Annotated in this window: 14 protein-coding genes; 6 read left to right on the forward strand and 8 right to left on the reverse strand. The window is 68.5% G+C overall.

Annotation, left to right across the window (positions count from 1 at the left end; translation table 11 throughout):
- Positions 1 to 10: 10 nt before the first annotated feature.
- The 6 genes from BCF44_RS50955 to BCF44_RS50980 are packed head-to-tail and all read right to left on the reverse strand — an operon-like array spanning position 11 to position 10,218.
- Positions 11 to 1,105, reverse strand: a complete 1,095-nt coding sequence (locus BCF44_RS50955; RefSeq protein WP_116181827.1) for a methyltransferase — start codon at positions 1,103 to 1,105, stop codon at positions 11 to 13.
- Positions 1,106 to 1,121: 16 nt separating this feature from the next.
- Positions 1,122 to 2,189, reverse strand: a complete 1,068-nt coding sequence (locus BCF44_RS50960) for a beta-ketoacyl synthase N-terminal-like domain-containing protein (RefSeq protein ID WP_116181828.1) — start codon at positions 2,187 to 2,189, stop codon at positions 1,122 to 1,124.
- On the reverse strand, positions 2,186 to 3,424 hold the full coding sequence (locus BCF44_RS50965; protein WP_116181829.1) for a beta-ketoacyl-[acyl-carrier-protein] synthase family protein: 1,239 nt from the start codon (positions 3,422 to 3,424) through the stop codon (positions 2,186 to 2,188). Before BCF44_RS50965 ends, BCF44_RS50960 begins: the two co-directional genes overlap by 4 nt.
- Positions 3,425 to 3,429: 5 nt before the next feature.
- On the reverse strand, positions 3,430 to 3,681 hold the full coding sequence (locus BCF44_RS50970) for an acyl carrier protein (RefSeq protein WP_116181830.1): 252 nt from the start codon (positions 3,679 to 3,681) through the stop codon (positions 3,430 to 3,432).
- 34 nt (positions 3,682 to 3,715) lie between these two features.
- Positions 3,716 to 3,928: an MbtH family protein gene (locus BCF44_RS50975; RefSeq protein WP_116181831.1), complete on the reverse strand. Its 213-nt coding sequence runs from the start codon at positions 3,926 to 3,928 to the stop codon at positions 3,716 to 3,718.
- Positions 3,925 to 10,218: a non-ribosomal peptide synthetase gene (locus tag BCF44_RS50980; protein WP_116181832.1), complete on the reverse strand. Its 6,294-nt coding sequence runs from the start codon at positions 10,216 to 10,218 to the stop codon at positions 3,925 to 3,927. The genes BCF44_RS50975 and BCF44_RS50980 overlap by 4 nt, the downstream gene beginning before the upstream one ends.
- 342 nt (positions 10,219 to 10,560) lie before the next feature.
- Here BCF44_RS50980 and BCF44_RS50985 point away from each other — a divergent pair, with 342 nt between their 5' ends.
- The 4 genes from BCF44_RS50985 to BCF44_RS51000 all read left to right on the forward strand — a co-directional run bounded on the left by BCF44_RS50985 (position 10,561) and on the right by BCF44_RS51000 (position 13,283).
- Positions 10,561 to 10,809 (forward strand): transposase family protein, encoded by a 249-nt coding sequence (locus tag BCF44_RS50985; RefSeq protein WP_116181833.1) that lies wholly within the window; start codon positions 10,561 to 10,563, stop codon positions 10,807 to 10,809.
- A 245-nt stretch (positions 10,810 to 11,054) separates the two neighbouring features.
- Positions 11,055 to 11,357: a hypothetical protein gene (locus tag BCF44_RS50990; RefSeq protein WP_147328997.1), complete on the forward strand. Its 303-nt coding sequence runs from the start codon at positions 11,055 to 11,057 to the stop codon at positions 11,355 to 11,357.
- 495 nt (positions 11,358 to 11,852) lie between these two features.
- Positions 11,853 to 12,209, forward strand: a complete 357-nt coding sequence (locus BCF44_RS56285) for a hypothetical protein (RefSeq protein ID WP_170218207.1) — start codon at positions 11,853 to 11,855, stop codon at positions 12,207 to 12,209.
- A gap of 807 nt (positions 12,210 to 13,016) precedes the next feature.
- Complete coding sequence (locus BCF44_RS51000) at positions 13,017 to 13,283, forward strand: hypothetical protein (protein ID WP_116181836.1); 267 nt, start codon at positions 13,017 to 13,019, stop codon at positions 13,281 to 13,283.
- A 718-nt stretch (positions 13,284 to 14,001) separates the two neighbouring features.
- Here the strand turns inward: BCF44_RS51000 and BCF44_RS51005 are convergent.
- Entirely contained in the window at positions 14,002 to 15,273 is a 1,272-nt protein-coding gene (locus tag BCF44_RS51005; RefSeq protein WP_116181837.1) for a M16 family metallopeptidase, read from the reverse strand.
- Complete coding sequence (locus BCF44_RS51010) at positions 15,270 to 16,571, reverse strand: M16 family metallopeptidase (protein ID WP_116181857.1); 1,302 nt, start codon at positions 16,569 to 16,571, stop codon at positions 15,270 to 15,272. The genes BCF44_RS51005 and BCF44_RS51010 overlap by 4 nt, the downstream gene beginning before the upstream one ends.
- Before the next feature lie 330 nt (positions 16,572 to 16,901).
- Here BCF44_RS51010 and BCF44_RS51015 point away from each other — a divergent pair, with 330 nt between their 5' ends.
- Together BCF44_RS51015 and BCF44_RS51020 are read left to right on the forward strand one after the other, a co-directional pair.
- Complete coding sequence (locus BCF44_RS51015) at positions 16,902 to 17,177, forward strand: hypothetical protein (RefSeq protein ID WP_116181838.1); 276 nt, start codon at positions 16,902 to 16,904, stop codon at positions 17,175 to 17,177.
- Between the two features lie 82 nt (positions 17,178 to 17,259).
- Positions 17,260 to 18,102, forward strand: coding sequence for a hypothetical protein (locus BCF44_RS51020; RefSeq protein ID WP_147328998.1), 843 nt, complete (start codon positions 17,260 to 17,262; stop codon positions 18,100 to 18,102).
- Positions 18,103 to 18,105 lie beyond the last annotated feature (3 nt).

Consider the following 18,105-nt stretch of genomic DNA (forward strand, 5'->3'; position numbering starts at 1 on the left):
CTTTCTGGGATCAGCTTCGCTTGGCCAGCAGCACCCGGTGCATCGGTGTGTCCACCAGTGCGATCCGATGCAGCCCAGCGCTTTCCAACCAGGCGTCATAGTCGTCGACGGTGTACGCGCCGCCGCCGCCGGTGGCCAGCATCGAGGTGGCGAACAGCCGGAAGAAGCGGTTGTGTGTCGAGCGCGGGCCCTGCCGGTCATCGATGATCTGGTCGACGATCGCGACGATCCCGTTGTCGCCCAACGCCGAGGCGACCCGCTTGGCCAGCAGCCCTGCACTGTCGCCGCTCTGTAGGTGGAAGATGTTCACCAACAGCACCAGGTCGAAGTCGCGGCCGAGATCGTCGCTGGTGAAGTCGCCGTCGAAGGTGGCGAACCGGTCGGCGACGCCCAGCCGGAGGCTCTGCTCCACGGCGATCTTGAGTATGAGCTCCACGTCGATGCCGACGGCGGACAGTCCGGGGAACTCCTGAAGCAGCAGATGGCTGTAGAGGCCGGAGCCGCAGCCGATGTCCAGCATCCGGGCGGACTCCGTGGTCGGCCAGCCCAGCTCGCGCAGCGCGCGGCCCAGTTCGCGCACGATCGGCGGCGCCCAGAAGTTGATGCCGGTGACCAGCGATTCGTATTCGTACTCGGAGATCCGGTTGCCCTGCTCGGATCCGCTGGCGTCGTAGCGGCCGGACCGAACGGCGTCGGCCAGCCCGCGCCAGGCGTCCCAGGCCAGCTTGCGGTCGTAGCCGATCTTGCCGGTCAGGCTGAAAAGCCCGGTCGGCGACAGCACCTCGGCCATCGCCGGAGCCAGGGTGTAGCCGACGACGCCGTCGTCGGCGACCTCGCGAGCGACGATTTCATACGCGTACAGGGCCTCGAGCAGCACGCCGGTCGCCTTCGTGTCGGTGCCCAGCTGCTCGGCGAGCTCGTCGGCCCGCGCCGGGGCAGTGCCGAGCGCGTCGAAGACGCCCAGGTCGTGGGCAGCCTCGATGACGCCCGGGGCCCACAGCGCGATGAGGTGCTCGTACACCCGGTGCGCAGCCATCACGACGTCCGAGTTGGCGCCGTCCGCTGGCAGCAGACCGGTATCGACCAGCGGCAGGATGTTGGTCATGGTGTGCTCCTGGTGACTACGTCGGTTTGTGCCGATTGCCCAGCCGCAGAACTGCGACTGCGAGCAGACCGTCGGGATCGACGGCCGTGATGACGGCGATGGCGGGTTCATCGGTTGCCGAGGCGAGCACTCCGGCGACGGCGAAGCCGGCGCTACTCGCCCCGGTGTCACCCACCAGCGCTGTCATGTCCGGCGCCCTGGTGAGCACGTCGTGATCAAAGACGTCGTCGAGCGCGCGGTGTGTGGCGTCTGGCGCGAATCCGCTGCGCGCCACGGCCCAGACCCGCGCCGGATCGATGCCGGCAGCAGCTAGTGCGTCAAGGACCGCCGTGCGCAGAATGCCGTCGACGTCGTTGTTGTTGTGCACGCGTGAAGTCATGGCGAGGATCTCGGCGACCGGCCGACGGCCCTGCGGGACGGCGTCCGCCCGTTCGACCAGGAACAGCACGCCGCCTTCACCCAACGGGGCGCGGCGGTCGCACACCTCGCCCCACCGCCGGTGCTCCAGCCAGCATCGTTGGTCGGAGAATTCCTCGACCGCGCCGGCCACCACACTGGTCGCGCGGTTGTCGTCCAGTAGACGTTTCGCGTAGGCGAGGGCGGCCAGCCCGGCGGCCCGGCCGTTGGCGATCGTGGCGTTGGGCCCGCGGAGGCCGTACCAGATGGCGCACTGGCTGGCCGCGCGGTTCATCACCCCGTTGGGGATGACAGCCGGATCGACGAGCGTCGGCCGGCTGGCCAGCAACGAGGTCCTGGTGAACTCCATCATGCTCTGCAGGCTGCCGGTGGTGGTGCCGAGCACGATCGCCGTCTCCTCGTCGACGCCTGGGCCTTCGGCCAGTTCGCGCATCGCGACCAGTGCGATGGCGGTCGCGCGGTCGATCGCCCTGGTGCCCTTCCTGCCCAGGGCCGAGGTCGGACTGAAGGCCGGCAGCAGGTTGGCCAGCCGGTCCGGCACAGCCCACCGGTCGGCGTCCACATCGGCCGCTGTCGGCCGGCCGGTCCGCACGCCGTCGACCAGGGCCGCGCTGCCGATCCCGTACGGGGACACCGCGGACCAGGTGGTGATCACAGCGGCCGTCATCGTGTCGCCCCGTATCTGCCGAGCAGCACGATCGCGTTGTTGCCACCTAAGGCCAGGCCGTTGTTCTGGACCACGTTGAGCTCTGTGGCGACCGACTTGTTGGGCACACAGTCGATGGGGCACTCGGGGTCGGTGCGCACGTGGTTGATGGTCGGCGGGATGAAACCGTGCTTGATCGCCAGCGCACAGGCGGCGACGCCGAGCGCGCTGGCCGCGCCCATTGTGTGTCCCAGCATGGACTTCAGCGACACCGTGCGCGGCGGCCGGTCGCCGTAGACCTCGCTGATCGCCCCGATCTCGGTGATGTCGTTGGCTTTGGTCCCGGTGCCGTGCGCGGAGATCAAGTCCACATCGGACGGTTTGACGCCCGAGCTGTTCAGCGCCTTGCGTATGCAGCGGGCGATGCTTGCCTGGTTGGGGGCGACCGGGTGGTGCGCGTCGCAGTTCAGCGCGCTGCCGAGCACCTCGGCGTAGATCTCGGCGCCTCGGCGAAGCGCCGAGTCGAGGCTCTCCAACAGCAGCACACCGGCGCCCTCCCCGGTCAGGATGCCCTTGCGGTCGGCGTCGAAAGGCTGGCAGTGCTCGGGTGCGATCGTGCCCAGCCGGTAGAATGCGGTGAACGTCTTGCGGCACATCGCGTCGGTGCCTCCGCAGAGGGCGAACTCGGATTCGCCCGAGCGGACGGCGTCGAAGCCGTGGGACACGGCGTAATTGCCGGCCGAACACGCCGTCCCGAAGGTCGTTGCCTCCACGTTGGACAATCCGAGCTCCTGTGCGGTGGCCGTGGCCAGCCGCACCGGTGACACCCGCTCGACGACCAGCCGGTCGGTCGCGCCGAAGCCGTCGCTGATCTCGGTTTCCACCAGGCTGTCCAGATCGGCGGACTCGCCGTCGGTGGTGCCGATCGAGACCATGCCGCGCACGGCCCGCAGCTGCTCGGCGGTCAGACCGGCGTCGGCGACGGCCATGCTGGACGCCGCGGTGGCGAACTGGGTGGCCCGGCCGAGCCGGTCCGGGTCGAGCGTCCTGAGCCAGCGCCGCGGCTCGAAGTCGGGAACCTCGCACCCGTTGCCGCTGGCGAAGCCGGTGGTGTCGAAGCGGCTGATCGGGCGCACGCCGCTGCGACCGGCACGCAGGCCTGAGGTGAACTCCGCCGCTCCGGTGCCGATGCTGGAGACGGCCCCGATGCCCGTGACAACCACCCGACGGCCGGTTGCGTGGTGTGTGGTTCCCATCCCCGTCACCAGCCGGCGACCTCGGCCAGCACCGTCTGCACGCCGGCGAGGGTGGTCATCCGGGCCAGCTGTTCGGGCTCGATCTCCACGTCGAACTCACGCTCGAGGGCGGCGAGCAGCTCGATCGCGCCCATCGAGTCGACGCCGTGGTCATGCACGAACGAGCTGTCCAGCATGACCTCGTCCGGCTCGAGTTCCAGGATGTAGCAGACGATGCTCTTGATCTTGTCGGCGTTCTCGGCCAATGCGGTGCTCACGGTGGCTCCTCAGGGTCGGGGCGGGCAGGGGTGGTCAGCGGGCGGCCATGCGGGCGACGAGGCTGGCCGGTCGCAGATCGGTCCAGTGCTGCTGCACGTAGTCCAGGGCCTCTGTGCGGGTGCTCGCCTCCTTGACCACGTCCCAGCCGGCCGGCACCTCGGCGAACGACGGCCACAGGCTGTGCTGGTTCTCGTGGTTGCGCAGCACCAGGAAGGTGCCGTTCTCGTCGTCGAACGGATTGGTCATAGCCAGGGCTCCCCTTCTGCGTCCATGTCGAATTCGGTGTCGAAATCTGTGGCGATCTCGGCCAGCTGTCGCTGTGACAGGGCCGGCTCGGGCCTGCCCACCGGCTTCGGTCGGCAGGCCCGCACGACCAACGCCAGCGCCTCGGGGGTCTGGTGGGTGAACAGCTCCCTCGGGGTGACCGCCAGGCCGATCCGTTGCGCCCTGGCCGCCACCTGGACGGCCAGCAAGCTGTCGCCGCCGAGGTCGAAGAAGCCGTCGTCGGCGCCGACGGTCCCAACGCCGAGCACCTCGGCGAACACCGCGCACAGCTCCTTCTCCCGTGCTGTGGAAGGCCTTCGTCCCGTCGTGTGTGCGAAGTCGGGTGCCGGGAGCGCTCGGACGTCGACCTTTCCATTGGCAGTCAACGGAATCTCGGCGACCACGACCACCGCGGCCGGCACCATGTGTGCCGGCAGCGAACGCGCGACGAACGCGCGCAGCGTCCGGCTGTCCATGTCGGCCGTCGTGACGACGTAGCCGACCAACGTGGTCCGCCCAGGCGGGTCCTCACGGGCGACAACGGCAGCCTGCGCCACGCCGGGATGGCAGCGCAGCGCCGAGGCGACTTCACCGAGCTCCACCCGGAAGCCGCGGATCTTGACCTGGTCGTCGGAGCGGCCGAGGTAGTCCAGCGTGCCGTCGGGCAGCCAGCGGGCGATGTCGCCGGTCCGGTACAACCGGTCGCCGGGGCGGCCGAGGGGATCGGCGACGAACCGGGCGGCGGTCAGCCCCGGGCGCCCGAGATAGCCGCGGGCGACTTGCTCGCCACCGACGTACAGCTCACCGCGCACGCCGGGCGGCACGGGACGCAGCTGCCCGTCGAGCACCCTGACCGTGGTGGTGCTCATCGGCCGGCCGATCGACGGCTTCCCGGTGCCGGTCAGCGGTGCGCTGACCGTCGCGCAGACGGTCGTCTCGGTCGGGCCGTAGCAGTTGTGCACCGGGTGACGTGCCGACCAGCGTTCGGCCAGCTCCGGCGGGCAGGACTCGCCAGCGACCAGCAGGGTCAACTCGGACGGCAGTTCGACGTTCTCGGGGAACGCGGTGAGCACGGTCGGCGGCAGTACGGTGAGCGTGACCCGCTCGCGCCGGATCAAATCTGCCAGCGGGGCGCCGGGCGTCCGGTCGTCGGTGCCGGCGACCACCACGGTCGCACCGTCGAGGAGCGCCGCGAAGACCTCGAAGACCGACGCGTCGAAGCTGAACGACGCGAACTGGAGCAGCCGGGTGCCACTGCCGATCCCCAACCGTGTCGCGAAGTCCGTCACGAGCGCGTTCACGCCGTGGTGCCGGACCACGACACCCTTCGGCGCGCCGGTCGAGCCGGACGTGTAGATCACATAGGCGGCGTTGTCCGCGCCAAGCGCGCAAGTCCGCTCGTCGTCGGCTATGTCACCGTATGGCTGGTACCCGACGGTGACGTCGTCGATGAGCAGCCGCGCCTCACAGTGCGGGAGCGAGGATGCGATCGCGGCGGTGGTCACGACCGCCGCCGGTCGCGCGTCGGCGACCATGTGCGCGATCCGCTCGCGCGGGTACTCCGGGTCGACCGGTAGGAACGCGGCGCCGGCCTTGAGCACCGCGAGCATGGCCACGATCATCTCGGCCGAGCGGGGGAGCGCCAGCGCCACCACGGATTCCACGGCGACACCGGTCCGCAGCAGTTGGCGGGCCAATTGGTTCGCGCGGCTGTTGAGTTGTTCGTACGTCAAGGAGACGCCGTCGAACACCACCGCCTTGTTGTGCGGCACCGTACGTGCGGTCGACTCGAACAACGCTGTCGTCGTGTTCGGCGGCACGACCGTCGCCGAGCCGGACCAATCCCGCAGGATTCGACGCCGCTCGACTGGCGTCAGCACGTCTACCGATCCGATTCGCCGGGCCGGGTCGGACACCAATGTCGTCAGCACGGCCACTAGTCGCGCGGCCAACTGCTCAGCCGTGCCGCGGTCGTACAGGTCGGTGCTGTACTCCAGCAGGGCCGCCAGCTCGTCGTCCTGCTCGCTGAACTCGAACGTGAGGTCGAACTTGGCCGTGCCGGTGGAGATCATCTGCGTGTCGCAGCTCAGGCCGTCGAGGTCGAACACTGCGGCCGGTGCGGTGTTCAGAGTCAACATCACCTGGAACAGCGGCTGGCGGGCCAACGAACGATCCGGAGCCAACAGGTCCACCAGCCGCTCGAACGGAACGTGCTGGTTGGCGTGTGCGGCGAGGTCCACGGCGCGGATGCGGGCCAGCAGTTCGGTCAAGGTCGGATTGCCTGACAGGTCGTTGCGCAGAACCAGGGTGTTGACGAAAAAGCCGACCAGACCTTCGAGCGCGGTGTCAGTCCGGCCGGCGACCGGCGTGCCAATCGGGATGTCATCACCGGCGCCGAGCGCCGACAGCAGCACTGCGGTGGCTGCCTGCAGCACCATGAACGGCGTGGTGGCGGTCCGTGCCGCCAGCGCGCCGATCTCCTTGCGCAGGCTCGCCGGCACGGTGAAGTGAATGGTGTCGCCGCGGTGGCTCGCCTCCGACGGGCGCGGCCGGTCGGTGGGCAGCTCCAGTTCGGCCGGCAGGTTGGCCAGCGCCTCCTGCCAGTAGGCGATTCCGTCGGCGTTCGGGTATTCCTGCTGCCACAGCGTGTAGTCGACGTACTGGACCGGCAGCGGAGTCCACTGTGGATCTTTGCCGGCCCGTCGGGCGCGGTAGGCGGTGGAGAGGTCGGCGGTGATCCGGTGGAACGACCAGCCGTCGGTGGCCACGTGGTGGCTCACCAGGACGAGCTTGTGTCGGCCCGGTCCGGTGACGAACAGCCGTGCCCGTACGGGAAGTTCGGTGGCCAGGTCGAAGCCGGCCGTCACGGTGGCGGCAACGGCGTCGTCGAGTTCCTCGGCGGTCACCCGATGTGTCGTCAGCACCGGGTGCACCGGCTCCAGCACCGTCTGGCTCGGTGCTCCGTCGACCTCGGTGAAGACGGTCCTGAGCGCCTCATGGCGGCCGATCACGTCGCTGAACGCCGAGGTGAGCGCCGGGATGTCGACCTCGCCGGTCAACTCGACGACAACCGGCACGTTGTAGACGGGCTGACGCTCGTCGATGCGGTTGAGCAGCCACAGCCGGCGTTGGCCGGCGGACAGCGGAATCCGTTCCGGCCGAGGCATCACGCGTAGCGGCGGCCGGTCGGCGTGCCCGGTGAGCAGCGGTGCCAGCGCGGCGGCGGTGGGCGCGTCGAACAGCGTTCGCAGCGGCAGTTCGACGTCGAATGTCGTACGGACGAGGGCGAGTAGTTGAGTACCCAGCAGGGAATGGCCGCCGAGATGGAAGAAATTCTCCTCGACGCCGACCGCCGGCAGGCCCAGCACGGTGGCGAACAGTTCGCACAGCAACTGCTCCTGCGGCGACCGCGCCTGCCGGGACGGCGTGGTGGCCAGCAGGGCGGCGGCGGGCAGCGCCCTGCGGTCGAGCTTGCCGTTGGGAGTCAGCGGGAGCCGGTCATGCACGGACCACAGCGCCGGCACCATGTACTCGGGCAACAGTTCGGCGAGGTCGTCGCGGACGTCCTGCGCATCGCGCGCCGACACCAGATGAGCGGCCAGGCGGTTCGCGCCGGCCGCGTCCGTCTCCACCACGACCGCCGCGTCCCGCACTCCGGCCACACCGCGCAGCGCGGTCTGGACCTCGCCGAGTTCGATTCGGTAGCCACGGACCTTGACCTGGCTGTCCCGGCGATCGAGGAACACCAACTGGCCGTCCGGCCGGCAGAGCACGCTGTCCCCGGTGCGGTACATGCGGGCCCCGGGCGTGCCCGCGTACGGGTCGGCCACGAACACCTGGCTGGTGCGCTCGGGCTTGCCGAGGTAGCCCATGCCGACGCCGGTCCCGCCGACGTAGAGCTCGCCGGGCACCCCGGCCGGCACCGGAGCCAGATCGCCGCCGAGCACGTACAGCGACGTGTTCCGCACGGCACGGCCGATCGGGACGTGGCCATCGACCGGAGCGGTGATGAATCCGTGCGTCACGTCGTCGGAGCACTCGGTCGGCCCGTACGCGTTGACCATCGGGATGTCCGGCATCCGGGAAAGCCACCGGACACACAGATCCGGTGGCAGCGCCTCGCCGGTCGCGACCAGCCAGCGCAGCGAGCACAGGTGGGACACCGGAGTTCCTGCGTCCCAGCTGTCCAGCGCGGCCCGTAACAGGGACGGGACCACTTCCAGCACCGTCGCGTCGGCCGCCAGTTCGAACAGGGCGACCGGGTCGGTGGCGGTCGCCGGCGACGCGACGCGCACCCGACCACCGACCAGCAACGCGGCAAACAGCTGCCAGACTGAGATGTCGAAGGTGACGGGGGCGTTCATCACCACCGTGTCCCCTGCGCCCAGCCCGAGGTCCTCGACCTTGGCGAGCAGGTGGTTGGCCATGCCCCGATGGGTGACCATCGCGCCCTTGGGAGTGCCGGTGGAGCCGGACGTGAAGATCACGTACGCCAGGTCGTCCGGATCGGGACCGCCGTCGGCCAGCGGCGGTGCGTCGACCTCGTCGAGGACGACGACCTGAGTGCCGGCCGGGGCCAGCCGCGCGCCGAGGTCCCGCATGTCGGCGGTGGTGAGCAGGCACCGCGGCGCGGCGTCCGCGAGCTGCCTCGCGGACCGCGCGACCGCACCCCCGGCGGCGACGGGGAGGTAGGCCGCGCCGACCGCCCAGGTCCCCAGGATCGTTGTCACCAAGGGCGTTCCGGGCGTTGCGAGCACGGCCACGACATCGCCGGCACTCACGCCGGCCGCGTGCAGGCGGCCAGCGGCCAGCTCCAGCTCGGTGACCAATTCGCGGTAGGTCAGCCGGGTGTCGTCGTCGACGACTGCGATCGTGTCGGGCGTGCGCAGCGCCCACTGGCGGACCTGGGCGACCAGGTCGACCGGCTCGACGGGCGCCGCCGGCCCGCGCAACTGGCGGAGTGCGGACTGCTGCTGCTCGGGCCCAACCGTGGCGATGTGCGCGATGGGCGCCGACGGGCTTGCGTTCGACATGCCATGTAGGCAGGTCAGCAGCCGGTCCAGGTGCAGGTCTATCTCGTAGGGCGAGTACAACTCGGGGTTGGCACCGAGGTGCAGCAGCACGCCTCCGGCAGCCGTGTCGGTCACCGTGATCTGGAGGTCGTCCACCGGCCCGGTGTCCAGGTCGTGCGGCACCGGTACACAGCCGGCGAACTGGACCGCCGCCGCCGACGGCATGATGTTGACTGTCGGACCGAACGGCCGGCCGTCACCGGCGGCCAAACCCATCTGCCGCCGAATCAGGTCGGCCGGGTAGCGTCGGTGCTTCAACGTGCTGCGGATGGCGGTCGACGCCGTACGCAGCAGGTCGCCGACGGTTGCCGCGGGCCGCACGGAAACCGGCACCGGCAGGAAGTTGGTGCACATGCCGGGAATCCGCTCGGTCCGGCCGGCGGTCCTGGTGTTGACGGTGAACGTGAGCAACACGTCGTCGCTGCCCGTCACCATCGACGTGTAGCGGGCGACGGCCGCGGTGATCAGTGCCGGCCAGGCGATCCGGGACTGCCAAGCCAGGTCCCGCAGACGGGCCGCAGTCGTGGCGTCGATCTCCGCGGTCCGGTGCATGCCGGATCGCGGGGCCCGCCATGGGCCGCGGGCGATCGGCGTCAGGGTGGGCGTGAATTCGAAGCGTTGCCGCCAGAACTGCTCGTCTTCGCCGAACTCCGACGACGTCAGGTAGCGCTGCTCGGCACCGACCAGTTCGGCCAGGCCCGCGTCGTGCGCTTGGGGAATCTCGTAGCCGCCGACGAGTGCGTTGTAGATCTCGCTGACTCGAGCGAAGATCAGTCGCGAGCCTGCGCCGTCGACCATCGAATGGTGCGTGTGCAGCACGACGAACACGCGGCCGGCGGACAGCCGCAGCACGGTGAACGGGGGCGAGGGCCACCGCCTGTCGCGCAGCCATTCGCTGGCCGCCTCCTCCGGGACGGGCGTGCCGCTCAGGTCGACCAGCGGTGTTGGGGCGTTCGACGGCGGGAACGGAACCTGCACGGTGCCGTCTTGGCCGCTCTCGAAGGTGACGTGCAGGCAGTCAGCCTCGGCGACCGCCTGCGCCGTCGCGGCGAGCAGGTGGTCCTCGTGCACTGGGCCGAGCAATTCCAGGTAGCCGATGCTGCGTAGCGCGGGGTTGCCCGGCTCCAGCTGTTCGGCCAGCCACATCGCGGCCTGCGCGCTGGACAACGGGAGGTGCATTGTGCGCAGGTCGCCTTCCATGGCACGCTCCAGACGTCGGACTCTCCACGGCGGTTCGGCAGGAAAACATCGAATAGGTGCTGCCTGGCGACAGTTCTACCGGTGAGAATTGGACTATGCCATCCGCGAGTGCCGAGAGGAACTCCGGTACATCGCGGACGTGATTCACTGCGGCAGTCCGAAATCTGCCGGCGAAGGCCGTGCGGGTGCCGACAATCCGGGTCTTCGAGCTTGATCGGGGTCTGATGACTACGCGGTGGCAGTCTGGCCGTCAGACACCTGTTTGGGCGCTAGGAGAAGCCGTGGCTCTGTTGGTCATTGCTATTGTCTACGCAGGATGATCGCGCCAGAGGAACCGCGAGCATGGTCAACGACACGACCCGGCTGCCGGGCCTGGACGGCTTGGTCGTCACCATGGTCGACGACAACAACGACAACGGCCTATCAGTCGTACACATGGAAACCGCTGATGAGCGGGCACGGGTCTGCCGGCGCTGTGGGGTGGTCGCGACGCGGGTCAAGGAATGGGTTACCGCCCGTCCTTGGGATCTGCCGGTCGGCGGCAGGTTCTGCCAGCTGTGTTGGCGCAAACGCCGCTGGGTCTGCGAATGAGGTCGGGTGTGAAGGTCAGGGTCTGGTGCGACAGCGACAGCGCGGCGCGGTTGAACAGCATACGAAGCGTTCGGTGGTATGGACTGCTCTTGGTCGCCAGCCCTGCTACTGGAGGCTTCGTCCGTTGTCGCGTCGACACGGCGATGATCCTCCGTTTCTGAGCTACATCCGCTGCCTCTCAAGGCGTCCAGGCCAAGGCGAAAATGGTTCATTACCGAGCAAATTTCGATTGAAAGGTGAATATTGTGAATCATGTTGAAGCCGCGGTGGCGCACGCCGGCGTGTCGTTGGACTCGGTGCTCGGTCCGTTCGAGGTAAGCTCGCCCGTCGCGTGCACCCCTGCGGCTGCCTGGCGCGCGGTGACCGCGCTGGTCACGGCGGCGCGCGTCGTCGGGGAGCGCGAGTATGCCCGCGCCATCGCCCAGGGCCACCCCGACCTCAGCGTGCAGGGGTTCCACGCCAATGCGGCCGAGATGGCGCACCGGACAGCGCCAGCGGGCAGCCTCTCGCTCGAGGCGTTGCTGGATGCCGTGGTCCAGTACGGCTGATCGTCGTTGACCAGCCGAGGTCGGTCCGAGTCCTGCCGGCTGCCTCGGTGACCTGGTCGGGTGTCACTGCGGCCAGTCGGTCGTCCTGTCCGCGCAGCCAGTCCAGCGTCAGGCCGTTCTGGTCGAGTTCGAGCAGCACTGCCGCCATGCCGCCAGTCGGTGGACTACCACGTGGCGCGATGCTGCGGCGGCTGAGTGTGTCGAGCCGAACGGCATTGATGGCCAGGGCGTGCGCCATCGGCCTGCTCGACCCGACCGCCTGGCCGCTGCGCGTGCCGGCCAAGCACATGTGCTGAGGACTTACGATGAACGAATCCGGGCACCGCTGGTGTGCGGCGAGTCTTGACGCCGAACTCCGAATCACCTTTGCGCACGAGAAGTTCAGCGCCGCCTTCGGCGCTTCGTCGGAACAGTTACGGCGGAGGTGCGTGTTGGAGCTTCCGCACCCCACTGTACTGCGAGGGCCTGGCCAGATGCTGAACCTGCAAGGGAAACGTGTACGGCACCGTACTGCTCGACATCGACACCGGCAAGGCAATCGATCTTCTGGACGGCCGAGAAGCCGAACCGCCTGCTCAATGGTTGCAAGACGACTCCGGAGCCGCGGCGATCTGCCGCGACCGCGCCGGCGCCTACTCCGAAGGCGCGAAAACTGCTCTGGGCCCGCGAACAGGGCGTCGCCTATTGTGGGTTCCTGCGAACGCGCACCCGCCGGTTCCGCAACGCTGCGGTGAGCGAGGCACGATTGAGCACGTCGGCGGGAAAGCGCGATCCTGGATCCCGTCGCGTGACAGGCTGGCCGTCAATTCCGCCAGGCGCTCGCCGCTGAGGGCGATCAGCGCGACGGGGTGACCGGCAGCCCCAAAACGCCGTGCGGCGGCGAGCCCGAGGCCGGGGCCCGGGCCGTTGACGCGGGCCGGTCTCGGCGAGATCGGCACGACGACCATGCTGTCGTTGCCCGATGAACAGGCCATGCCGGCCATGATGACGCTCTCGCCTTATCATCAAACGGAATTGTTTGCGCTCTGCGTTGTCATGCATGAGACCCTCGACCGCCCCGGCCGGCATCGAGTCCTCTCGATTCCGGACGCCCTGGTGCTGGAAGGCGTCGCCGCGGGCGTGGCGACGAGCAGATTGGTCACCCGACTGAACCTGGGCCGGCAGGGATTCGAGTACCACATCGGCCGTATCGCTCGGAAATTTGTGGTGACCAATCGGCCAGGCTGGTCGCCAAGGCCTACTCGGTCGGTCTGTTGGCCCCGTCTGTTGTCCCACTCCTCGGGGCGCGTCGGAGCGCATGGCCTAGCGTCGCAAGTCGCTGGGGCGTGGCTTCCAGGATCCTGGTCGGCAGTGATCGGCTGTCCTCATCACTCCACCTCACCGTGGCGCTCGCCCGACGGCCTGGCCGAGCCACTCGCGATCCAGGCTCCTGAACCGACCAATCGCCCACTACCGACGAACGCAGGCGCTGGTCACCAAGCGGTGGTGAGCGGTGCGAGTTGTCCATCCTCCGATTGGAGGATATCTCGCGGATTTTTCTCAAGCTGCTTCGGAATTCTCTCTATTGGGCGTCAGCACCGCCCGTGTGGACGGATTTGATGTTTATGATCGAGGCGTCCACTATCTGTGGATGGATCGCCGATTACCAGGGAGTTTGTTGTGAACATCGTTGAGCGCGCCGTCGCGGCGTCGGACGTGCTGTCGCCGCTGACTGTGGCGAACCCGGGCGAGCCGACGGCCTGCCTCGTTGAGGGCCTCGAGGGGATTGCGCGTTACGCCGGCGAGGTGGTGAATGAGACGGCCCAGTTCGCCCGCGCCCGCGCCCGCGGCCAGTTCGGTGCGCCGACGCGGAGCGGAAGCGCGTCCGGCGACGGTTCCGTGCTGTCGGTCGTCCAGCTGACCGAGGCCCTGGTCGCGGCTGTCTGACCGACTCGATGAAGTGACCACCCGTGGCGGTGGGCGGCTAAAAGACCACTCCGTTGTTCGTGGTGCGGTGAAGGCGGTCAACCGCCGTGGGTCGGTCGCGTCCCGAGAGTTCCCTTGAATCATTTGTGGCCATCTGTATGTCGTCCGACGGCGATGGAATCGAACCGTTGGACCCGTTCGTGCCCACGGGGCCGGTGTCCTGCGTCGTCGCTTGGGAAATTCGCGCGGTTCAAACTGTCAACTTCGCCAAGGAGATCGAGATCCGGCGGGCCACCGGTCGGGCCGGCTCCGACGTTGAGACCGGTTACTGCCCAATCCGGGTCGCGACATTCTGTCCGGCGGTGGCGGTTCGATGCGCTATGGAGATCTGTGGGTTCGGTGATCGCCCCGCTCGAACTGGGTTCGCTCTTCGCGTGTACCCGGGCGGCCGTCTGGAGGGCGGTGATCAGGCTGGCGACCGCCGAGCGCGTTGGGTAACGCGAGTACGCCTGCGCCAGCGCGCAAGAGCACCCTGACCTGCCGGGGACAGGGCTTTCATGTCGGTGTGGCCGAGTTCGCGCACAGGGCGGCGCCGACGGGCAGGCTGTCGTGCGAGGCGCTGCTGGATGCCGTGAGCAAGCACATCTGATCGGCAGACTGTCAGCCGAGGTTGGTCCGAGTGGAAACTCCAACTCGGACCGACCTCGTCGATTTCCATCAAGCTTTCCGCCTGTTCCGCTCAGGTGAAGACCTTGTCCTTGTCGCACAGCAGGACCGACACCGCGTTCGACGCGGTCATGTGCCGACCGGCTGCCTCGGTGACCTGGTCGGGTGTCACTGCGGCCAGTCGGTCGTCCTGGTCGCGCAGCCAGTCCAGCGTGAGGCCGTTCTGGTCCAGTTCGAGCAGCACTGCCGCCGTGCCGGTCAGGGTGGACAGCTGTAGGCGGAGGCTTCCGGCGGTGTAGCGGCGGGCGCGGTCGAGCTCGTCGGGGGTGACCGGGCAGGTGACCATGCGGGCCAGTTCGGCCAGTACTTCGGTTGCGACAGCGGTTGTGTTGGCGGTGACCGCGTCCACCGCGATGGTGATCAGACTCGCCTCGGCCACGTGTAGCACGCCGGAGCGCGGAGAGTAGGAGAGTCCTCTGTCCTCGCGAATGTTCTGCACCAGCCGGGACGAGAAGTAGCCGCCGAAGACCATGCACGCCATGGCCAGTGCCGGGGCCTCGGGTTCCGCGTGCCGCGGGGCCGGCATCGCCAGGCGCAGCAATGACTGCGTGGAACCAGGTAGGTCGACGACCTCGTCGCCGGGCACCCACGGCGGCACCGGGGGCATCGCTACGGCATCGGAGCCCGGCGACCAGCCGGTGAACCATCGGTTCACCAGGTCGAGCGTGGCGTCCGGGTCGAGGTCTCCGACGAGCACCAGACTCGCGTCGTTGGGGCGCATCCGTCGTGTTTGCAGGTCCAGCACCGTGTCCCGGTCCACCCTGGCAATGGCCTCTGCTGACGGGCCGGCCTGTCCGTACGGGTGGTCGCCGAACATGCGGCGGTTCCAGGCCTCCAGCACGCGATGACTCGGCTCCGACCGGATGATCTCGCTGTACCGCACGCCCTTCGAAACAGCGATGGCGATCTCGTCGGCCGGAAACTCGGCGACGATCGCCACTTCCGCGAGTAGCGCGAGGAAGTCCGCCAGATGCTCGGCGAGCGTACTGCCGGCGATCCGCAGCCGGTCGGCATCCACACCGGTCGAGAGGGCGGCACCCATCGCTCGCAGCCGGTCCTGCAGCGTCGGCGCCGACACGAGGGCGCTGGCCAGCACCATCGACGCGCCGGGCTCGGTGTCGCCGAAGGGAATACTCAGGCACGCCTCGACCAGCGGCACCGAACTCCGGCGTGCGCAGATCAGGCGCAGGCCGTTCGGCAACGATCTCTCGGCGACGGTCGGCAGGCGCAGCGGAGCGGGAAACGGAACGGTGTCGAGATCGAACTCTGACGTGGTGGTGGTCATACGGCAGCCCCCGGAATCAGCTCGATGGTGGCACGGCGCTCGGGACGCAGCTGGGAGGCTGCCTGCCTGATTTCGTCCGCGGTGATCTCATTGACGAGCGGCCCCAAGTCATTGATCCGCAGGGCGTCGCCGTGTTGGAGTTCGAACACGCACATCTGCTGCGCTCGGGCGGCGAGCCCGTCCAGTGAGCGAATCAACTGCGCGCGCAGCACGCGCACGGCGGCCGCGAGTTCGCCGGCGTCGGGACCGTCCACTGCCAGCCGGTCGGCCTCTTCGTCCACGACGCGCAGGACCCGGTCCAGTTCCGTTCCGGGCAACAGGGTTCCGCTCAGCACCAACGCCGATGGGTCACGCACGCCGAATATCTCCCCGGTGATGCCCAGTCCGCAGCCCAGTCCGGCCAGCAGTTCCTCATCCCTGGTCAGTCGGTTGGACAGCCGGCCAAGCGGGCCGTCAACGAGCAGCCGCGAAGCGACGAGGACCGGCAGATAGGCTACCAGGTCGGCAGGATCCGGCACGCGCCAACCGGATGCGAACGCGGCCATCGGCGCCAGCGGATCGATGTAGTCGCCCTGGCGCTCCCGCGCCAGGGCGGGCTCGTGGATCACCGGCCTCGCCGGCACCTCCCGGGATGGGATGTCGCCGAAATGGCGCTCCACCAACAACTCCAGCCGGGCTGGCGAGAAGTCGCCAGTGACGCACAAGACGGCGTTGGCGGGGGCGTAGTACCGCTCGAAGAACCGCCGCGCCTGCTCGACGGTCGTGCCGCGCAGCTCGTCGATCGCCCCGTAACCGTTGTGCGCGTTGGCGAATGTGTCGAACAGCAGGGCGGCTAGTGGCAACCACGGAAAGGCGCCGTAGGGGCGCGACAACACCGTGCCGGTGATCTCCTCGGCCACCACGTCGATCTGGTTGGCCAGGCTCGCCTCGGTCAGCGCCGGTGCCCGCATCCGGTCCGCCTCGAGGAACAACGCGTGTTCCAGCCCGGTCGACGGCAGCACCTGAAAGTATTCGGTGTAGTCCAGGTGGGTGGTGCCGTTGAACGCGCCGCCACAGGACTGCACATAGCGTGCATGCGCCGACCGCTCCAGATTGGCCGATCCCTGGAACATCAGGTGCTCGAACAGATGCGCGAAGCCCGCGCAGTCGGCCGGCTCCGACCGGCTGCCCACGTCGTAGACGACGCTGACCGCGACCACTTCGGCGGCATGGTCCGGGGAGAGCAACACCCGTAGTCCGTTGGATAGCGTGAGCCGGTGCACCGGATAGCGGTGGGCGGCGTGAGTAGCACTGTGCATGGTCACCGTCGAATCGGTCGGCGCGACAGAATCCGGAAGACTGACTGACCCGGTGACCGCGAGCGTAGCTCAGCCGGAAGGGTCGTTGACTCGCTTCGGCTCGATGGGGCCGACATCCGCGCACGTGTCGAAAAAAACTTCCTTCTACTGCGGAATCCCGTCTCCTTCATATTGACGATCCGTGCGGTGTCGGGCAGAGAATGGCCCCACACATGATACTCGGCGGCGCGGTTCCGGGTTTCGATAATTTGGTTGATGTCGGCGAATGCTTTGGCTCTCTAGCTTCTCATGGGAGCGAGCTCGCTCGTCCGCGTGGAGAAGGAGTTAAGCATGAATCGAATCGAGCTGATCGCGCAGGACTGCACCGCCGACATCGCGGCGCTGGACCTCGCCGGTCTCGCCGTCGACCCCGTGGGTTGCGCGTGGGTGGTGGCGACCGCCGTCGGCATCGGCGCGGTCGTTGGCACCTACTTCGCCTACGTTCAGTGCAAGAACCACGGCTGCGTGCTGAACGCGCCGGAGGACTACCAGGTTGATCGTGACCTCGCAGGCCTGACGGTCGGCGACATGGTCTCGATGCGGGCCGAGGTGGCCTCCCTGCGGTAGCCGGGTCGAGGTGCGCGGCTCGCGGGTCGTCGGTCGCGCACCCCATCTCCCTCCTTCGTGGAATGTGAACTCTGGAGTGCATATGGCACAGGTGGACCTCCTACCAGCCGGTGACATGCTCAGCGTGGACAAGGCGCTGCGCGAGACCGAAATCCTCATCTCCGCGGGGATCATCCTCAGCTCGCTGGAAGCGATGTGCCGGCCGGAAGACGTCGAGGACGGCGGCCTGCTGAGCTGGCGAATCGGCCGCACCCGCTCCAAGCGCATGGTCCGCGGACGCGCGGCGAAGGTGTTCGACCTGCTGTTCACGCCTCCCGGCATCCAGATCCTGACCGCGATGCGGCTGACCGCGTCGACGATGCTCCTGTTGCCGGGCAGCCGGCAGGTCAAGGCGGCCGCCGCCGCGTTCCTGGCCGGCAGCAACGTGCTGCTGCAGTTGCGCACCAACTACGGCGCCGACGGCTCGGACCACGTCAACATCGTGGTGTGCGCGGCCCTGGCGGCCAGCAAGTTCTTCCCCAACGACGAGAAGGCCCGCAACGCCTGCACCGCCTTCATCGCCGGCCAGTCGGTGATCTCCTACTTCGCCGCCGGTCTGGCCAAGGTCATCTCGCCGTACTGGCGGGACGGCAGCGGCATGCAGGGCATTTTCCGCACGAAGACGTACGGCCAGAAGCAGGTCGGTGAGCTGCTGCAGAAGTTCCCGTGGTTCGCCAAGGCCGCGGGCTGGAGTGTGTGGGCCGGCGAGATGGCCTTCCCACTGGCGCTGCTAGCGCCCAAGCCGATCGCGCTCGGCCTGCTGGGCACCGGCGTGTCCTTCCACGCCGGCAACGCCGCCTTCATGGGCCTCAACCGGTTCCTGTGGGCGTTCAGCGCCACGTATCCGGCCGTCGCGCACCATTCCAAGCACCTGCGTAGGGGCTGACCC

It is taken from the genome of Kutzneria buriramensis (assembly GCF_003387475.1).
Classification (GTDB): Bacteria; Actinomycetota; Actinomycetes; order Mycobacteriales; family Pseudonocardiaceae; genus Kutzneria; species Kutzneria buriramensis.

Coding starts and splice junctions, on each gene's coding strand:
- BCF44_RS50955 (WP_116181827.1), bottom strand. CDS start 1,105: ATGACCAACATCCTGCCGCTGGTCGATACCGGTCTGCTGCCAGCGGAC.
- BCF44_RS50960 (WP_116181828.1), bottom strand. CDS start 2,189: ATGACGGCCGCTGTGATCACCACCTGGTCCGCGGTGTCCCCGTACGGG.
- BCF44_RS50965 (WP_116181829.1), bottom strand. CDS start 3,424: ATGGGAACCACACACCACGCAACCGGCCGTCGGGTGGTTGTCACGGGC.
- BCF44_RS50975 (WP_116181831.1), bottom strand. CDS start 3,928: ATGACCAATCCGTTCGACGACGAGAACGGCACCTTCCTGGTGCTGCGC.
- BCF44_RS50980 (WP_116181832.1), bottom strand. CDS start 10,218: ATGGAAGGCGACCTGCGCACAATGCACCTCCCGTTGTCCAGCGCGCAG.
- BCF44_RS50985 (WP_116181833.1), top strand. CDS start 10,561: ATGGTCAACGACACGACCCGGCTGCCGGGCCTGGACGGCTTGGTCGTC.
- BCF44_RS51005 (WP_116181837.1), bottom strand. CDS start 15,273: ATGACCACCACCACGTCAGAGTTCGATCTCGACACCGTTCCGTTTCCC.
- BCF44_RS51010 (WP_116181857.1), bottom strand. CDS start 16,571: ATGCACAGTGCTACTCACGCCGCCCACCGCTATCCGGTGCACCGGCTC.
- BCF44_RS51015 (WP_116181838.1), top strand. CDS start 16,902: ATGAATCGAATCGAGCTGATCGCGCAGGACTGCACCGCCGACATCGCG.
- BCF44_RS51020 (WP_147328998.1), top strand. CDS start 17,260: ATGGCACAGGTGGACCTCCTACCAGCCGGTGACATGCTCAGCGTGGAC.